We start from the raw sequence: 16,938 nt of genomic DNA, 5'->3' as shown, positions 1-16,938 counted from the left end.
CATCGCCGAGATGAAGTTTCCCCTCCCTTGGCGACGTCGCAAAAACCCGCCACACACGCCCACGTCTGTTGAGAGCCTCAACAACTCTCTAGAGGAAGCAGGACAACTGCTGCGAGAACAAAGGGAACGAAAGGGTCTCAGCATGAGAGAGCTTTCGAAAGAGGTGAGAATCACAACGCCGGTCCTAGAAGCCCTTGAACGCGGCTGGCAAGACCGCCTCCCAGAACCCGCCTATCTCGTGGCGATGTTGCAGCGATTGGAATCCTATTTCGACCTTCCAACCAACAGCCTTAGTGGAGCCCTGCCTAACAGACCAGGATCGAATCGCTTCGCGACCAATGGTCGAAGAACCCGTTTCACACTCGGCAGCATCGATATCTTTACCACCTGGCAAGGGAGCGTGGTCTACGGCGCTGTGATGATCGGATCGATTCTGGCCTTGAACCATCAACAACGTCACCTGATCAACATCAATGCCTTCTCGCCAAGGCCAATCCCGATCAATACACCGCTCGACTCTGATCAGATCTTGCAGGGCTTGCGCCCGTTGGAAGACGTGGTCACGGCCTGGCCAGACCAAACGCCTCTACCTCTCGATCAACGCACAAGACCCGGCGTTTTAGCGATCAACCTCAACCAACCACGGCAGATCAGCCTAAGCAGTGAAGGAGGAGATCGAACCAACCTTCAGGGTGCCACCGGAACCGTGACCTTGCAGCTTCTACCCCCGGTTGACCTGAGCATCAAACCGCCTCCTGGCGAGACCGACTCCGTGAGCTGGAACGGACAGGAGCTCGCTCCTAAAACCAATCAACCGGGCTCCTATCACCTGCCCCAGGCCGCAGCTCTTTCGCCGTAACCCTTAAGAGCACCCTGCAAGGCCTCATCAAAAGCGCTCATCCTCCAGCACCAATTGCCGCCAACAGTGCCTGGAGTATTGAAGCGAGCTTGATCATCCAAATGCAGCAAATCCTGTAACGGAGACACCACGAGTTCAGCGGATGTTTCCATCCCGAGTTCCATCAATTGCCATCCGGGTGCTTCAACGTGACACCCCAGCAACTCACCCACCTGCCGCCTAGACGATTCATCAAGTCGCTGCCACCACCCCATCGTTGTGGGGTTGTCATGGGTACCGGTGTACACCACCCACTGGCGGCCATTGATATTGCTCGGCAAATAGGGGTTGCTGGGATTGCCATCAAAGGCGAACTGCAGAACTTTCATTCCGGGTAAATGAAAGCGATCACGGAGCCGTTCCACATCCGGCGTGATCACGCCAAGATCTTCGGCAACGATGGGAAGCGTCCCACCCGCGTCCCGACGTAGGAGTTGCAACAACTCATGGCCGGGTGAACGCTGCCAGACCCCATTTTGAGCCGTGTCGTCATCGCCGGGGACCGCCCAAAAACCAGCCAAAGCGCGGAAATGATCCAAGCGCAACCGATCAGCAAGCCTCCACTGGCGCTTTAAGCGATTACGCCACCAACGAAATCCAGTTCGTCGATGTCGAGCCCAGCTATAAACAGGCGTCCCCCAGAGCTGACCAGTCTCCGAAAAATAGTCGGGTGGAACTCCGCTTTGAAGCCGTAAGCGTCCATCCGCAGCAATCGAAAATAAGGATCGATGACTCCAAACATCAGCACTATCGCGAGCCACATAAAAGGGCAGATCACCAAGAATCTCGATGTTTAAATCTCGAGCTTGCACGCGCAGGCATTGCCACTGTCGATCCAGATGCCACTGGAGAAGTTCCTGCTCGAGCAGAGCCTCACCATGCTGAAGCCGCCATTGAGCCAAGGCAGCAGGTTGCTGCACAGCGAGCGGATGGGGCCAAGACCACCAAGGCAAACCGTTGTGTTGATCACGCAGAACCACGAAATTGACGTGATCTGTCAGCCAATGGCTTTGGTCAGCCCTCCACCGTTGAAATTGTTGTTGGCGCAGAGAGGATTGCTGAGGCCAATGGGCTGCAAGCGCGCGGCCCAGTGCAGCAGCACGCGCATCGGCCAGTTGAAAGTCCAGTACGACGGTCGATTCCGCCTTGGCATCAGCACCGGGGAGACGCCCAAGATCACTGGATGCCACAAAGCTTTCTTCTGCCAAATCTTTGGCATCCAGGAGCCAAGGATTTAAGGCAAAACTGGAGGGTGAGCTGTACGGCGACCCCGTGCCATCAGGCGGAGCAAGGGGCAAAATCTGCCAAACGCTGACGCCATGGCTCGCCAAAGCCTTCAACCATTCACGGGCTGATCGTCCAAAGCTTCCACACACCGGTGAGTCCGGCAAAGCTGTGGGGTGAAGGAGCACACCAACCCGCCGATCCCTTTCGCTTCTGGAGTGATTAACCATCGAAGCAAATCATTCGGGGTGCCGGACGGTCGAAGGGAATCCAAATGATCCGACCTTTGTGATCTTACGGAGCGTCTCAACAAGCATCGAAGCTCTTCCCTCAAGCCCATCGCAATCACTGAGATCTACCAACTCGCTTCGTTTGAAAACGGAAGATTCACGCCCTAGCGTTGATTCAGATCAATCTGTTAACGACGTGCTCGCCCCCCTCTCACCGCGCCATGATTTTCGAGAACGTTCTCCAGATCAAGTGCGGGTGGCCGTCTTCGGGGCCACTGGGTACATCGGACGATTTGTCGTGAGAGAACTGGTAAAGCGCGGATATCAAGTGATGGCATTTGCCCGCGACTCCAGTGGAATTGGAGGACGCAAAGGCAAAGCAGACGTCGTAGCCGATTTCCCTGACGCAGAGGTCAGGTTTGGCGATGTGACCAATCCGGCTTCACTTGCAACCCATGCCTTCAATGAACCCACTGATGTGGTGATTTCTTGCCTTGCATCGAGAACGGGCGGCAAAAAAGATTCATGGGCAATCGATTATGAAGCCAATCTCAACACCTACAACGAAGGGAAAAAGGCTGGTGTAGCGCATTTCGTGATGCTTTCAGCCATCTGCGTACAAAAGCCAATTTTAGAATTTCAAAAAGCGAAACTTGCCTTCGAAACCCGGCTCAGGGAAGACACAGAAATCACTCATACGATCGTTCGCCCAACAGCTTTTTTCAAAAGCATTGCCGCCCAATTTGAGAGCTGCAAGAAAGGCGCACCATATGTCATGTTTGGAAATGGAGAGCTAACAAGTTGCAAGCCAATCAGTGAAAAAGATCTTGCATGCTTCTTAGCCAATTGTGTAAATGAAGCTGACAAAGTCAATCAAGTGTTGCCCATCGGCGGGCCAGGCCCCGCGCTCAGCGCACGCGAACAAGGGGAAATACTCTTTAAAGTCCTAGGCCGCTCGCCCAGAATGCTCTCATTACCGATAGCAGTCATGAATGCTCCAACTGCCATTTTAGAAAAAGTGGCAATGCTGATACCAGGGGTAGAAGACACAGCCGAATTCGCCCGTATCGGTTGTTATTACGCCAGTGAATCCATGCTGGTTTGGAACGAGAAACGTAATTGCTATGACCCCGAGGCAACCCCCTCTTTTGGTGATGACACCCTCGAACAGTTTTTCGCAAGGGTCAACAAAGAGGGAATGGCTGGACAAGAACTAGGCGATGCTGCTCTTTTTTAAAAAGACACCAAACATCGCCCAGAGAGGCGACAGCAAATAACTCAATCATAATCAACAAACAACATTCAAGGTCTTTATCTTGATGGCTTGATTATTATCTTCTCGAAACCAGCCTTCTAACGAATTAATTTACACCCGTCAGACTCACACAGACAACTGATTCAATCAAGTCACTCATCTCTGATCAACATCTAATCTCAGCTCGCCCCTAGACCTCTCCTCTGTTTCCCAATTCAGCGAGACTGAGCAAGACTGTCTGATCAATCATCAAACCATCACGCATGGGGGATCCAGCGTTGAGTGAGGACTCGCAGCAAAAGCCGAGCAAAGGCTGGTTAGGCGACCGCCCCGGGCGCAGTCTCCTGAGAATTGGTGCTGCCTTGTTTGGCACGGCTTTAGCGGGCACAGCGCTTGCCATGGTTTGGCCCAAACCAGACCCCGTAGGGGCCGATGTGCAGTCGTCCAACGGATCTTTAACTCTCGCTCCGCTCCCAGAACAAGCCGTGATGGTGCTGGTTGTGGGCCTCGATGCCGACACCATTAATGCCACATCCAACCAAGCAGCGCCGGAAGGTACCAGCAACGCCGACAGCTTGATGTTGGTCAATATCGGCTCAAAACAACCTGTTCAAGTTTTGCAATTGCCGACAGAACTGGCAGTTCAACTGCCAGGAATCGAGGAGATGCAAGCTCTTTCCACAACTTGGAAATATGGTGGAATCGCGCTGACCTCCGACGTTGTTAGCGAGCTCATCGAACTGCCGGCGAACAAGCCAGATCGCTATTTAATCCTCTCCAGGCAAAGCTTGCGCAGATTCGTAGAAGGACTTGGAGACATCGAAGTCACCCTGAATCAGACCTACAAGTACGAGGACAAGTCCCAGGGTTACAAGGTGAATCTGCAAGCAGGACTGCAAACACTCAATGGCGCGCAGGCAGAACAACTCGCGCGTCATAAACCCAAGCCCAATGAAGATCATCAGAGACGGGCGAGACAACGCCTGCTTCTCCAAGGAGTGCATCAGCAGTTAGCTGAAATCGATGCCTTCACAGTGGTACCTGAGCTATTGAATGTGTTCTCTAATCAGGTCACCACAGACATCAGCACTACAGAGATGTTAAGCCTGATGGCGGCGGCAATCAGCGCTCCCTCGCCACCGGTCATTACGGAGCTTCCTCTTGCACCTCGAGCCGGTCAACAGAGGCTGCGCGAATTGAAGCCAGATATGAGCCTGCCAATCTGGCCCGCTCAGAACTGATCGAGCATGGGTGTAATCCTTAACTGACTCACTGAAATATTTTCCCATCAATCGAATGTGACGGATGCGGCATCCGTTACCACATAACCCGCAATGGCCAAAAAGAACCGCCTGCGTCAGTCCAGACAGTCAGAACGATTAGGCAAAATCAACTACGAGTACAGGATCATCACTGAATAACGAGATTGACTGGGAAACGAGTTGAGCCACAGCAAGGTTTACTATTCTCGCCAAAACAATTATCGCGCCATTTTAAATCCAGCCTCAATGTAGACACTATCGGCACCTTACAGAAGCCAAAACAACGAAAAGCTGTCGTTCGAGGAACAGCGATCGCCTCTAGTTACACCCTGACAATTGTCGCCGACAAAACAAGATCTTGAAACGATAAAGTCAATCGTGAACATTTCTGGAACTCTTTGTATCCAATTGAACGTTCTTCATTATTTCTCCTGTTAACAAGGTGGTCAAACGCTAACGGGAGCACTGCTACTTCTACTAAATTTTCTCAACTGGTTCAAATCATCATGTCGGCGCATCACCTTTCCAGCCTTAAGTGGAGCGACGAGGGAGAACTATCACCACAGGACACCTGGAATCTGGTTACAAAACTCACCAAAACCGAGGATCAATCGAAGGCGTCAAACCTGCTTCATCTGTCATCCAAGCACTCTCACGCCAAGAGCAAGAAGACACATAAAAACTGAACGCAGATAGACTCCATTGGGCCTAGCCCAACAAGAGCCCATTAATTATTTCAAGTTAATTGACAGAACTAGTGATTACTCTATCCTTCTGACTTTGAACGAAGAAAGAAGCCATTCACTTCAATGAGACAACTCAATTCAAACAAATTTAGATATCAGCCCTGAACTTGAGGCGCCCTAATAGGAAGAATTTAGAAAGGTTGGAGTAGATAACAACTAACAGATTGGTTAACAGCGCTGAAAGATCCGGAATCGGTAAATTCTATCTACGCAAACAGATCAGCCTAACCAATTCCAGCCTGCAAGGCAGAGGATCGAGTAAGCGACCCAACGATGCATCCTTACGGCATGAATAACCAAATATTAATCGAGCGACGCAATCAACAAATGCCCGAAAAGTGCAGATAGCACTTTTTAATACCACGAGTTCGTCACAGCAACGCAACATTTACGCAACACTGATTGATACGGCAAAGCAATCTATGGATTGACGACCAAATCAATCGCAAACCGAATAGACACTACTTACCTTGCTAAATATACTCGACACCCCTTGGAGCAACGAACACCGAGGAGCAGGCAAAAGAGACCTACCAATTAACAACTAAAATCTATTATTGCTGACTATAAATATACTAAGCTTGTAAGCTTTTGACCAGACAAACAGGCATCATAGCCGACGGATATCAGCTCTCATACCTAAAGAATTCAGCAATATAGGCAAAGTACTCCTAAGCAAACACAAGGGACATCCAAGTCACAAGTTCTCAATCAGCGCATTCGATACGACAGCCGCAAGAGCCAAGCAACTAGCGACAGCAAGAAAGCCCATAGGAGGAACTTGAAGACACAATAATCATCCCCCTCGCGACGCCCTTCGTCTGTCTCGATTGAGACCAACTTGAGAATCGTCGCAGGGCATGACGTTGTGTCTCTGCATCTCAGTTCACCCAGGTCAACCACCCTTGATCCACCTTCAAGGGTGTATTCCCTGCTTGGCATCAACCATGATGCGCAAGTTGTGCCAATCAACGCATCAAAGCGTTCATTCCTGGATTCAGACGTTTCCATCGCTGCTGAATAGAACGGACCAGCGCATCAGAGACAAGCCCACCAGCATCTCTTGTGTCCAAGAGGCCACACCAAGGCAAGCCATCCATGCGCCGGGCCGCAAGATCCCAGCTGCCTCCAAGTTGCGCCACACCAACCAAAGGGATGTTCAGCGAGTGGCACAGGGCGACTGAGGCAGGTGCCAAACCAGGGATCAAACCAGCTGCATTGGGCTGGGCTAACAACAAAACAGGACATCGCCAAGCAGCAAGAGCATCAAGCCAACTTCCAGTAGAGCCATGCGCCATCGCCGCATCACCGCTTAAGAGCAGCAATGTGGGTCGGCTTCGTTCGTGCTGACGCGATGCCAGGGCTTGCAAACCGGTTTGAGGATCCGACCCACAGGCCAATGGCACCAACTCGGCCGAAAAGCGATTGGCGAGCTGTTGAGCACCCTCGCGCATCGAGAGCTCAGGAAGGGGGCCAGCTCCTACAAGAGCCAAGGTGAAATCAAGCATCAAGCGACATTAGGAAGATCCGATCCGCACCGTTTATGGATAGGAAGACGATGCACCACTACGATCGGTTTATCGCCGATCTCAAGCGCGGGCATCGTGACAAGTTTTCTCACTGCTGCCCGAGCCGAGCAAGAGACGTTGCAGCACGACACCCGACGTCTTCGCCTATTTAGCGGCACCTCAAACCCTGCACTCGCAAGGGAAATTGCGGCATACCTCGGAGTGCCTGACGGCCCCAAGGTGTGTAAACGTTTCGCCGATGGTGAGCTGTACGTTCAAATTCAGGAATCGATTCGCGGCTGCGATGTCTTCCTGATCCAACCCACTTGCGCTCCGGTGAACGACAACCTGATGGAGCTGTTGATCATGGTGGATGCCTGCAGAAGGGCATCGGCACGACAGATCACCGCGGTGGTTCCCTACTACGGCTACGCACGCGCGGACCGCAAAACAGCCGGTCGGGAATCCATTGCAGCCAAGCTCACCGCCAATCTGCTCGTGAAGTCGGGAGTCGATCGGGTGCTGGCGATGGATCTGCACTCAGCTCAAACCCAGGGATATTTTGATATACCCTGTGATCACATTTACGGCTCTCCGGTGCTTGTCGATTACCTCTCCGCCCAAGACCTGGGAGAGGTGGTGGTCGTGTCGCCTGACGTCGGTGGCGTAGCAAGGGCCAGGGCCTTTGCCAAACAAATGAACGGTGCTCCTCTGGCCATCATCGACAAGCGCCGCACCGGTCACAACATGGCTGAAAGCCTCACAGTCATTGGTGATGTCAGTGGCCGCACGGCGATCCTGATCGACGACATGATCGATACCGGAGGCACGATCTGCTCCGGTGCCAAGTTGCTGAGAGATCAAGGTGCGACAGGCGTCATCGCTTGTGCCACCCATCCCGTCTTCTCTCCACCAGCGATCGAACGTTTGTCGGCAGAGGGCCTGTTTGAACAGGTTGTGGTCACCAACAGCATCCCAATCGCATCCAATCACACCTTTCCCCAGCTGCATGTGCTGTCTGTCGCCAACATGCTCGGCGAAGCAATTTGGCGCATCCATGAGGAGAGTTCTGTTAGCTCGATGTTCCGCTAACTCAACCCAAGCTTGATCTGTGCTGTTGAGACACTTTTTTTGGGCACTCAGCTTGCCATTCACCCTGCTCATGGCTCCTCCAGCCACGTTTGGCCAGAGCACCAACATCCTGCTGAGCAAAAGTCGTTTACCGCGTGTTGAGCGAAAACAGGCCCTAGGGGTCTGGCTAACCAATAGCCCTAGCCCGCTTTACTACGACCAACGGAACATCAAGAAAGCCATTGATGAGCTTGAGGAAGCAGGATTCTCCGTGCTTTATCCCAATGTTTGGAGTCGTGGAACGACGTTTCACTCCAGTGACTTTGCCCCGCTGGAGCCAGCCCTAAAGACCGCTGGTATCAAGGTTGATCCCATTTGCACCCTGAGCAAGGAAGCTCACAAACGCGGGATGAAAGTGGTCCCCTGGTTTGAGTACGGACTCATGGAGCCCGCCTCCGCAGAGGTCGTGCAAGACAATCCGGACTGGGTGTTGTCACGGGCCAATGGTGACCCGGTGATGACGATGCACGGCAAAGAGATGGTGTGGCTCAATCCTGCGCACCCACAAGTCCGCGAGCGATTCATCGGCCTCGTGGTGGAAGTGATGAAACGCTGCCGGATGGACGGACTGCAACTCGATGACCACTTTGCTTGGCCTGTGGAATTGGGCTACGACCCTTACACATCAACGCTTTATCAAAATGAATTCGGCATTGCTCCCCCCCGCGACTACACCAATCGTTATTGGATGACCTGGCGTCGCCGCAAACTCACCGGTCTACTTCGCGACCTGCGCATTCGCCTGGAGCAAGAGTCGTTGCCCGTGCGAATCAGCCTTTCACCAGGTCCATTCAGGTTTGCTTATAACAACTGGCTTCAAGATTGGGAGCTCTGGGCCGTTGGACAGCTGATTGATGATCTCGTCGTTCAAAACTATGCCTATTCGCTCAGGGGTTATGCCAAAGATCTTGACCAACCCGCCTTACGGAAAGCCCGCGAATGGGGCATCCCCATCCAGATTGGCGTCTTGGCAGGCTTTGGCAAACGAACAACCTCGATGGATGTTTTGAAGGAAAAGGTGCGGCTAGCGAATGATCGTGGTTACGGAGTGATTTACTTTTACTGGGAAGGATTGTGGGGAAAACATGCAGGTCCCGAGGGGGCTCAATACCGTCAAGAAGTATTTAAACAGATGGGGAATCAACAATGATTAAGGCCTGAAATCAATTCAGCATTTTCATTACAACCACTGAAAAGACAGACAAGAGAATCAAATACGAGCTTCCCTTTCAAGCATCAATGCTGATGGCTAGAGCGGACCTTACCCCAACATCATCTCAACCACTTCGCGGGTGTTAGAGGAAAGCTGAGCCGCGGAGAGTTGATCCAGCGCTGCCTTCACAAGCGCTTGACGCTTGCTGCTGTATGTACCCCAGCGGCTGAAAACCTTGGCCAAACGCGACGCGGTAATCGCATTGCGCTGATCCAAGGCAATGATTTGTTCAGCCATGAAGCGATAACCGCTGCCATCGTCCGCGTGAAACACCAAAAGGTTGCCAGCGAATCCTCCCAACACCGCACGCACAGCATTGGGCGCCATCGGATCAAACCGCGGATGCTGCAAGAGAGAGGTGACACGTTGCAAACCATCTGCGCGAGGCGTCGACGCTTCCAAAGCAAACCAACTGTCAAAGATCACTGGCTTCTCTTGCCAACGGTCGTGGAATTGGCGCAACGCTTCCTCGCGTTCTGGGCAATCCAAAGGCTGTAGCGCCTTCAGAGCTGCGCGAGCCAAGGTCATTGAAGGACCACTCACAGCAGTCACAGCAGCGGCGCGCACCGTTGAATCACCGGCTGCGGCTAGCCAGGCCCAGATCAAACCGGTGAGTTGTCTCTGTCCCTGCCCTTCGGGCCAAGCCAAGTCAAGATCGGCCGCCACACCATTCAGCCGCTCGCGCAGCAGTGGCGCCAAAGATTGACTCAATTGCTCGCGGAGCTCGCAAGCCGCTCGATAGAGAGCTGGCGGATCAGCCTCCTGCTGGAGTGCTTCCAACTCAGGGCCACCAGGGAATGCCATCAAAGTGGAAAGCACCGCAGGATCCTGTTCTCCATCTGGGGCCAGGAGCACGGTCAACGCCTCCAGCATCTGGTGTTCCAGATCGGCATTCGGGCTTCCAGATGCCCGAGCCAGCAACACCCTTCTCCACAGTTGTTGTCCCGCATCCCAACGGGCGAAAGGATCGTTATCACAAGCCAAAAGGGTGAACAGCTCAGCTGGCTCTTGACCCGCCTCCCAATGCACTGGAGCAGAAAATTGCCGGAAAAGGGAAAGGGCAGGGGGCTGTTCTGAACAGGGCAGACCCGTGAGCTCAAGCGTTTGCTCCTCCTGATCCAAGACGAGGAGCTGTTCTTCCCCAGGCACACCATTGGCAGGGACCAGGGCCCAGAGCAAGGGAATCACAAGGGGCTGCTTATCTGGTTGCCCCGGCGTTGGCGGTGTGCTTTGACGCAGTCTTAGGCGCAAGAGCCCGCGAGTGGCATCCCAGTCACGTTTCACGGTCACCGTGGGAGTACCAGCTTGGTCATACCAACGCTTGAACTGATCTAAATCAAAACCAAGGCGTTCACCTTCAATGCACGCACCTTCAGCAATCGCCGATACAAAGTCGTCCGTCGTGGCAGCTTCACCGTCATGGCGTTTGAAATAGAGAGCCATACCACGCATGAATCGTTTCTCACCCAGAAGAGTTCTGAGCATGCGAATCAACTCAGCGCCCTTCTCGTAAATCGTGGTGGTATAAAAATTGTCGATCGCCTGATAGGCATCTGGCTTGACCGGATGGGCTGTTGGCCCCGCATCTTCTCGAAACTGCGTATTGCGGAGCATGGCTGCATCTTCAATCCTCTTTAAGGCCTCTGAATGAAGATCAGCGGTGAAACATTGATCCCTAAAGACGGTGAGTCCTTCCTTTAAGGAGAGCTGGAACCAATCACGGCAGGTGATGCGATTTCCAGACCAATTATGAAAGTACTCGTGGGCAACAACACTTTCAATGCGCTCCAGTTCGGCATCTGATGCTGTTTCAGCATCGGCAAGAACCAACTTGGAGTTAAAAATATTGAGACTCTTATTCTCCATCGCCCCCATGTTGAAGTGGCGCACCGCAACGGTGTTGAACTCATCAAGGTCATATTCCAAGCCATAAACCTGCTCATCCCAGGCCATCGAACGTTTCAACGACTCCATGGCATGGGCCGTGAAGGGCTCATCTCCTGGCTCAACGTGAAGCCTCAAGCTCACCTTGCGGCCGGAAAGGGTCACAAACCGATCCCTAACCTCGCGAAGATCGCCGGCCACTAGCGCGAACAGATAGGAGGGCTTCAGGGATGGGTCCTCCCATGTCACCTCGTGGCGAGAGGGATCACCAACGAGTGGTCCAGCACTTAAGGCATTGCCATTGGAGAGCAACACCGGATAACGATCGCGATCGGCCTCGATACGAACGCTGAACCGACTTAGAACATCGGGGCGATCCGGGTGATACGTAATACGCCTAAACCCCTCGGCTTCGCACTGAGTGGTCAACATCCCCCCACTGGCATAGAGGCCCTCCAGCGAAGTGTTGGCCTGCGGGTCAATCCTGCACACCGTCGTGAGCTGAAACGGCACCTGCGGGGGCTGATGAATCACCAGTCCTTCCGCGGTAAGGCTGTAGTCGGAAGGCTGGAGCTCGTTGCAATCGATCGCGATCGATTGCAACAGCAAATCCACCCCTTGAAGCTCAAGCGCTTGGGGCTCCGGTCCCAACACCGGCGTCAGCTCCATTCGACAGGTGACCTCAACCGAATCGGACCCGATCACCACATCCAGAGCAATGGATGGAATACGAAAGGGAAAGGGTTTGTAATCCTTCAGCCGAATCGTCGGAGCAGTGGTGGAGGCGGAAGCCATGGGCAGGAGTCTCTACAACGATCTTGGCGTGCAGAGGTCCACTCCGTGGAGGCACCAAGCCAGGAGCTGGTGTCTCCACTTTCATTCGTCTGGTGCTGATTATTTGGCAGCCTGTTTCTTCAACGCCTCTTCCACCTTTTTCTTGACATCGGCGGGAACCTTGTCGGGACAGAACTGCATGGCACCGGTGATGATTTGAAATTCAGCGCCAGCGAACAACTGCTCATTGGTGAGCTTTTTGCTGCCTGTGGATGCAACCATGCCGCCATGCCGTCCATTGAGGAGTTGGACATAGGTTGCCGCAGCTACGCCAACAGCTTTCGGGAACTCAATGCCTGCCGTGCGTGCATTGCACACGTAGGACGACCCCATGCCGCGATAGAGGAACACGTCTTCATTGCTTGCAGGCGATGTGGGCGCCTTGCCGGCCGACTGAGCCATCGCAGCAGGACCTGCTAAGCAGAGAGGCAGCAAAAGCAATGGTGCCGACAGAGCAGAACGGAGTCGGTTAAAGGGACGCAAAGGATCAAACCGGAATACGCAGCCATGGTGCCGCATGTTCACCGTTTCGGGCTAGGGGAGAGATGTCTAAATTTGACTCAATCTGATTCAAATCGGATCTTTTTCAGCGCTGGATCGGAGCTGAAGCATCCTCCATCCTTGTTTCGTGGTGATGTTCAACGATCTCGAGCACGTTGTTTTGCCAGCTGTAAATCGCTCGAGAGCGATAGCGGTCCTCATCAATCAGCCGGGTGTACTCCTGCACATCCCAGTCTCCGTAATGGGATTCAAACACCATCTCATGTTCATCGACCTGCCGAATTCGGGTGCGATGGGGGGTTTGCTCGAGATAAGCACGATTGCGTTGAAGTTGGTGGCCCATCAAAGTGGCTTCCATGACTCCGGCCTTCTCATAGCGAGGCTTCTGATCAAAAAAGTCGGTGTCGCGTTCAGGCCACCAACTAAATCGGTAGCGGGGCTCACCGAATTGAAATTCCGAGAAGATCTCAACCCGGATCATCATGTCCAGGAAAAACACCTCCTCATTCTTGAAGAGGTACTGACGTCTTGATCGCCAAAGGCCAAGGTTGCGCGCAAACCACCGCCTCAGATTGCTATCAAGATGCAGGCGCTCAGAAGGTGGGGGCGCTCCGTTGGGTGGGTTTGAGCCTCGTTGTTCAAGCGGCAGAAGGGGCATGCCGTCTCCTCAGTAACAACAGAGTGTTCTCCTTCTTTTAGCGGATCTGCGAGGCTGAGCAAAAACCCATAAGGTAAGTCTCAACATTGCGAAGCCCTCTCGGTGGATGGGATTGATCGCAATCCGCGCCAAAAACTGAGTTTGTTACTCGTTGCTGGTCGCCACCATTTGTCCAGCCGCGATCTTCGTGAGTTGGTGGAATTTTTGCAGAACGAAGATTGCGGATTCGACGTCAGCCTTCAAATTTCAGATCCAACCCAACAACCTGAGTTGCTGGAACTCCACCGCTTGGTGGTCACACCCTCTTTGGTGAAGCTGCAACCACAACCCAAGCAAGTCTTTGCAGGCAGCAGCATCTTTCAACAACTCCGAGGCTGGTTGCCTCGCTGGCAGCAAGACGAGGTGGTGAGCGGACTCGGTTTAAGCCTGAAGCCCACAGAGCTGGATGGAAGCAGAACCCAACGAGAGCTCCAGCTGGAAGATCAATTATTAGTGCTGCGTCAGGAAAACGAAACGTTGATCGACCGTCTGCAGGCTCAAGAGCGCTTGCTGAGGATGGTGGCTCATGAACTGCGTACGCCACTTACGGCGGCAACCTTGGCCGTGCAAAGCCAGGAATTAGGCCAGATCGATATCCATCGATTCAGGGATGTTCTGAAACGACGCCTCGAGGAAATCGCCCTGCTCTCGAAAGATCTCTTGGAAGTGGGAAGCACACGCTGGGAAGCATTGTTCAACCCTCAAAGGCTGGATTTAGCCAGCGTTGCAGCTGAAGCGATTCTCGAACTGGAGAAACTTTGGCTCGGTAGAGATGTGACCATCCACACCGACATCCCGGCAGATCTCCCCAAGGTGTTTGCGGATCAGCGCAGAATGCGCCAGGTGCTTCTGAATTTGCTGGAAAACGCTCTGAAGTACACACCCAATGGAGGCTTGATCTCATTGACCATGCTTCATCGAACCAGTCAATGGGTGCAGGTGAGCATCAGCGACAGCGGGCCAGGGATTCCGGAAGAAGAGCAACAGCGCATTTTTCTTGACCGCGTAAGGCTTCCTCAAACATCAGCCGGGGCTTCTGGGTTTGGGGTTGGACTCTCGGTTTGCCGACGCATTGTTGAAGTGCATGGCGGCAGGATCTGGGTGATTTCGGAACCAGAAAAAGGAGCATGTTTCACCTTCAACGTGCCCATCTGGCAGGGCCAAGGTCAAGAGAAGGAGAACGTTGTCTTGACGGAGGGTCAGGCTGAACCGTAATTTCACAGGGTGCCGGAAGTTCAGAAGAGCTCTCGATCACGTTCTTGGCCCCATCGTCTAGAGGCCTAGGACACCTCCCTTTCACGGAGGCGACAGGGGTTCGAATCCCCTTGGGGCTACTGAATAACTAGATGAGACTTCATCTGGTTGGACCAACACTCTCCTCTCCAGGGGAGTTTTTTTATGCACTGTTCAGGAGGCCCTTGGGGCTCAGATCGAGACATCTCCTGAGGAGCAGAACCATGGCCAGGAGACAACGACGCTCTTTCTCTTGCAGGGACGGACGAGAGACCGAATTCCAATGAAATCCAATGCCAGAAAGCTCTGAAGAGACGTCAAGATCCCTAACGAGCAGCTCTGCGTCTCGCTTCGGCTTCAACAGCTTTGAGGTTGGTGGTGAGATCGTCACGCAGCCGTTGTTCGATCAGGCCTATGGGCATACCCAAACAACCCTGAACAGTGAGTTCGTAGAAAAGGGCCGTTGCCTCGGGCATGGTTCTCAACCGCCAGGTCCCCTCAAAACGCCGGAAATCACCCTTCGTCATCTTGAATTTCAGCGTCCCCTCAGGCGCAAATTCTTCAAGCTCCAGCTCTACAGAAGCCGAAAACTTCATTCCCAGAAATTGCTGACATCCCTCTTGCTGCAGATGAACAATGTTGTCGTCTCGCCGCAAAAGTCGACTACTTGCAAGGTTGGGGATGAAGGCACTCAGCTGGTCGTAATCCGTCAGAACAGTCCAAATCTGATCTGCTGATACCGGTGTCAAAAGCTGAGCAGCAAGGCGGCGGACGCCATCAGACATCCTTTCAACAGTCTGTTCAATAGGCTGATGATGCGACAACATCGCCTCTCCTGTGGGCATTTCGCCACGCTTCAGTTGTGTCAGACCACTGAAAGATGCCAAACCGTTTTCGCTTCTAATCCTGAGAGATTGACGTTGTTGACTCTAAGGAAGAAACCTCAATTCAGCGCAAACTGATTGGCAAGTCAGTGGTGACGCTTATAGTCGCGCCATAACTGGGCATTTTCAATGCGAGTCAGCGCGACACCACAGACAACTGATGAACGGGCATTCACGATTGTCTTCACAGGCTTGGGTGGGCGTCGGGCAGAGCTATCTCGCTTAAACGTCTCGTACGGCCGTCTTCGGGACACCATTTGCGTTCTTCTCGCTCGGGGAGCACGCATCCAGTCCGTGAGTCCAACGGGCTCAGAGCAGGAAGCCGCACCCGTTCCATCTGCACCACCTGTTTCCGCCCCTGTGACCACTTCCAAAGCAAAGCCCGCTGCCAAAGCAAAGCCCGCGGCTAAACCTGTGCCGGTGAATCTCTACAAGCCGAAAGCTCCTTTCCTAGGAACTGTCACCGAGAATTATTCCCTACTTAAAGATGGCGCGATTGGTCGTGTGCAGCACATCACGTTCGATCTGAGCGGTGGTGATCCACATCTGGAATACGTGGAAGGTCAAAGCATCGGGATTGTTCCCGCTGGTGAAGATGCCAAAGGGAAGCCCCACAAACTGCGCTTGTACTCCATTGCAAGTACTCGCCACGGCGACAATCTCGAGGACAACACCGTCTCCCTCTGCGTCCGCCAGCTTCAGTATGAAAAGGATGGAGAAACCATCAACGGTGTTTGTTCCACCTACCTTTGCGATGTTGAGCCGGGTACCAAGGTCAAAATCACAGGGCCTGTCGGCAAGGAAATGCTCCTTCCCGAGGACGAAGAAGCCAATGTGATCATGCTGGCCACTGGCACCGGTATCGCCCCGATGCGCACCTACCTGCGTCGCATGTTTGAGCCGAGAGAGCGAGAGGAGAACGGTTGGAACTTCCGAGGCAAAGCTTGGTTGTTTATGGGAGCACCCAAAACAGCAAACCTGCTTTATGACGATGACTTCCTTCATTACGAGAAGGAATACCCCGATAATTTCCGCTACACCAAAGCCATCAGTCGGGAACAACAGAATCCAAAAGGCGGGCGGATGTACATCCAAGATCGCGTGTCTGAGCACGCTGAAGAGATCTTCGCAATGATCGAAGATCCCAAGACGCACGTCTACATGTGTGGCCTGCGTGGGATGGAGCCTGGTATTGACGAAGCCATGTCCGCCGCAGCGGAAGCCAAAGGCCTTGATTGGTCTGAACTTCGACCCAAACTCAAGAAGGCTCACCGCTGGCACGTTGAGACTTACTAAACCTCATCTATGACTGAATCAAGTCCGCCTCGGCGGGCTTTTTTAATGTCTAATGCTGTTGTTTTTCAGGAGACAGCCACAAAACACAACCTGTGAGAACAATTGCGCTGTCCGATCGAGAAATCCTGGTTAAACCTGCCTA

At 53.1% G+C, this 16,938-nt stretch carries 13 protein-coding genes and 1 tRNA gene; 8 read left to right on the top strand and 6 right to left on the bottom strand.

Annotation, left to right across the window (positions count from 1 at the left end; genetic code table 11):
• The first annotated feature begins 10 nt into the window (after window positions 1-10).
• Window positions 11-859 carry a helix-turn-helix domain-containing protein gene (locus SIC18_RS07945; RefSeq protein ID WP_413429245.1) on the top strand — a complete coding sequence of 283 codons (849 nt, stop codon included), beginning with the start codon at window positions 11-13 and terminating at the stop codon, window positions 857-859.
• On the opposite strand, the gene malQ is transcribed toward SIC18_RS07945, so the two are convergent.
• Entirely contained in the window at window positions 826-2,352 is a 1,527-nt protein-coding gene (gene malQ / locus SIC18_RS07940; RefSeq protein ID WP_413429243.1) for a 4-alpha-glucanotransferase, read from the bottom strand. The genes SIC18_RS07945 and malQ overlap by 34 nt on opposite strands.
• Window positions 2,353-2,548: 196 nt before the next feature.
• Between malQ and SIC18_RS07935 the strand changes: the two genes are divergently transcribed.
• Window positions 2,549-3,589 carry an NAD(P)-dependent oxidoreductase gene (locus SIC18_RS07935; protein WP_250395400.1) on the top strand — a complete coding sequence of 347 codons (1,041 nt, stop codon included), beginning with the start codon at window positions 2,549-2,551 and terminating at the stop codon, window positions 3,587-3,589.
• Window positions 3,590-3,870: 281 nt separating this feature from the next.
• Window positions 3,871-4,848, top strand: a complete 978-nt coding sequence (locus tag SIC18_RS07930; protein ID WP_413429241.1) for an LCP family protein — start codon at window positions 3,871-3,873, stop codon at window positions 4,846-4,848.
• A 1,735-nt stretch (window positions 4,849-6,583) separates the two neighbouring features.
• Here SIC18_RS07930 and SIC18_RS07925 read toward each other — a convergent pair.
• Window positions 6,584-7,123 (bottom strand): hypothetical protein, encoded by a 540-nt coding sequence (locus tag SIC18_RS07925; RefSeq protein WP_048346241.1) that lies wholly within the window; start codon window positions 7,121-7,123, stop codon window positions 6,584-6,586.
• Between the two features lie 96 nt (window positions 7,124-7,219).
• Here SIC18_RS07925 and SIC18_RS07920 point away from each other — a divergent pair, with 96 nt between their 5' ends.
• Both SIC18_RS07920 and SIC18_RS07915 read left to right on the top strand, forming a co-directional pair.
• The gene (locus SIC18_RS07920; RefSeq protein ID WP_048346240.1) at window positions 7,220-8,215 is read left to right on the top strand and encodes a ribose-phosphate pyrophosphokinase; all 996 of its coding nucleotides are present in this window, start codon (window positions 7,220-7,222) and stop codon (window positions 8,213-8,215) included.
• A gap of 70 nt (window positions 8,216-8,285) precedes the next feature.
• A complete protein-coding gene (locus SIC18_RS07915) occupies window positions 8,286-9,404 on the top strand; it encodes a glycoside hydrolase family 10 protein (RefSeq protein WP_048348086.1) in 1,119 nt (372 codons plus the stop codon).
• A gap of 111 nt (window positions 9,405-9,515) precedes the next feature.
• Here SIC18_RS07915 and pepN read toward each other — a convergent pair whose 3' ends face one another.
• From pepN to SIC18_RS07900, 3 genes are all read right to left on the bottom strand, one after another.
• Window positions 9,516-12,146 carry an aminopeptidase N gene (pepN, locus tag SIC18_RS07910; RefSeq protein WP_413429239.1) on the bottom strand — a complete coding sequence of 877 codons (2,631 nt, stop codon included), beginning with the start codon at window positions 12,144-12,146 and terminating at the stop codon, window positions 9,516-9,518.
• A gap of 99 nt (window positions 12,147-12,245) precedes the next feature.
• On the bottom strand, window positions 12,246-12,704 hold the full coding sequence (locus SIC18_RS07905) for a cAMP phosphodiesterase (RefSeq protein WP_413430525.1): 459 nt from the start codon (window positions 12,702-12,704) through the stop codon (window positions 12,246-12,248).
• Window positions 12,705-12,771: 67 nt separating this feature from the next.
• The gene (locus SIC18_RS07900) at window positions 12,772-13,344 is read right to left on the bottom strand and encodes a hypothetical protein (protein WP_048346238.1); all 573 of its coding nucleotides are present in this window, start codon (window positions 13,342-13,344) and stop codon (window positions 12,772-12,774) included.
• Window positions 13,345-13,446: 102 nt separating this feature from the next.
• Here SIC18_RS07900 and SIC18_RS07895 point away from each other — a divergent pair, with 102 nt between their 5' ends.
• The gene (locus tag SIC18_RS07895; RefSeq protein ID WP_048346237.1) at window positions 13,447-14,598 is read left to right on the top strand and encodes a histidine kinase; all 1,152 of its coding nucleotides are present in this window, start codon (window positions 13,447-13,449) and stop codon (window positions 14,596-14,598) included.
• Window positions 14,599-14,644: 46 nt separating this feature from the next.
• Window positions 14,645-14,717: transfer RNA gene (locus SIC18_RS07890), tRNA-Glu, on the top strand.
• Window positions 14,718-14,942: 225 nt separating this feature from the next.
• Here SIC18_RS07890 and SIC18_RS07885 read toward each other — a convergent pair.
• Window positions 14,943-15,443: an SRPBCC family protein gene (locus SIC18_RS07885; protein WP_048348084.1), complete on the bottom strand. Its 501-nt coding sequence runs from the start codon at window positions 15,441-15,443 to the stop codon at window positions 14,943-14,945.
• A gap of 186 nt (window positions 15,444-15,629) precedes the next feature.
• Between SIC18_RS07885 and SIC18_RS07880 the strand changes: the two genes are divergently transcribed.
• Complete coding sequence (locus SIC18_RS07880; RefSeq protein ID WP_048346236.1) at window positions 15,630-16,796, top strand: FAD-binding oxidoreductase; 1,167 nt, start codon at window positions 15,630-15,632, stop codon at window positions 16,794-16,796.
• The last annotated feature ends 142 nt before the right edge of the window (window positions 16,797-16,938 follow it).

The organism is Synechococcus sp. Cu2B8-bc1011 (assembly GCF_047302735.1).
In the GTDB taxonomy this organism is placed as follows: Bacteria; Cyanobacteriota; Cyanobacteriia; order PCC-6307; family Cyanobiaceae; genus Synechococcus_C.
The sequence above is the reverse complement of the archived record's forward strand: the minus strand, read 5'-3'. Positions and strand labels throughout refer to the sequence as shown.

Coding starts and splice junctions, on each gene's coding strand:
- SIC18_RS07945 (WP_413429245.1), top strand. CDS start 11: ATGAAGTTTCCCCTCCCTTGGCGACGTCGCAAAAACCCGCCACACACG.
- malQ (WP_413429243.1), bottom strand. CDS start 2,352: ATGGTTAATCACTCCAGAAGCGAAAGGGATCGGCGGGTTGGTGTGCTC.
- SIC18_RS07930 (WP_413429241.1), top strand. CDS start 3,871: ATGGGGGATCCAGCGTTGAGTGAGGACTCGCAGCAAAAGCCGAGCAAA.
- SIC18_RS07925 (WP_048346241.1), bottom strand. CDS start 7,123: ATGCTTGATTTCACCTTGGCTCTTGTAGGAGCTGGCCCCCTTCCTGAG.
- SIC18_RS07915 (WP_048348086.1), top strand. CDS start 8,286: ATGGCTCCTCCAGCCACGTTTGGCCAGAGCACCAACATCCTGCTGAGC.
- pepN (WP_413429239.1), bottom strand. CDS start 12,146: ATGGCTTCCGCCTCCACCACTGCTCCGACGATTCGGCTGAAGGATTAC.
- SIC18_RS07905 (WP_413430525.1), bottom strand. CDS start 12,704: ATGCGGCACCATGGCTGCGTATTCCGGTTTGATCCTTTGCGTCCCTTT.
- SIC18_RS07900 (WP_048346238.1), bottom strand. CDS start 13,344: ATGCCCCTTCTGCCGCTTGAACAACGAGGCTCAAACCCACCCAACGGA.
- SIC18_RS07885 (WP_048348084.1), bottom strand. CDS start 15,443: ATGTTGTCGCATCATCAGCCTATTGAACAGACTGTTGAAAGGATGTCT.
- SIC18_RS07880 (WP_048346236.1), top strand. CDS start 15,630: ATGCGAGTCAGCGCGACACCACAGACAACTGATGAACGGGCATTCACG.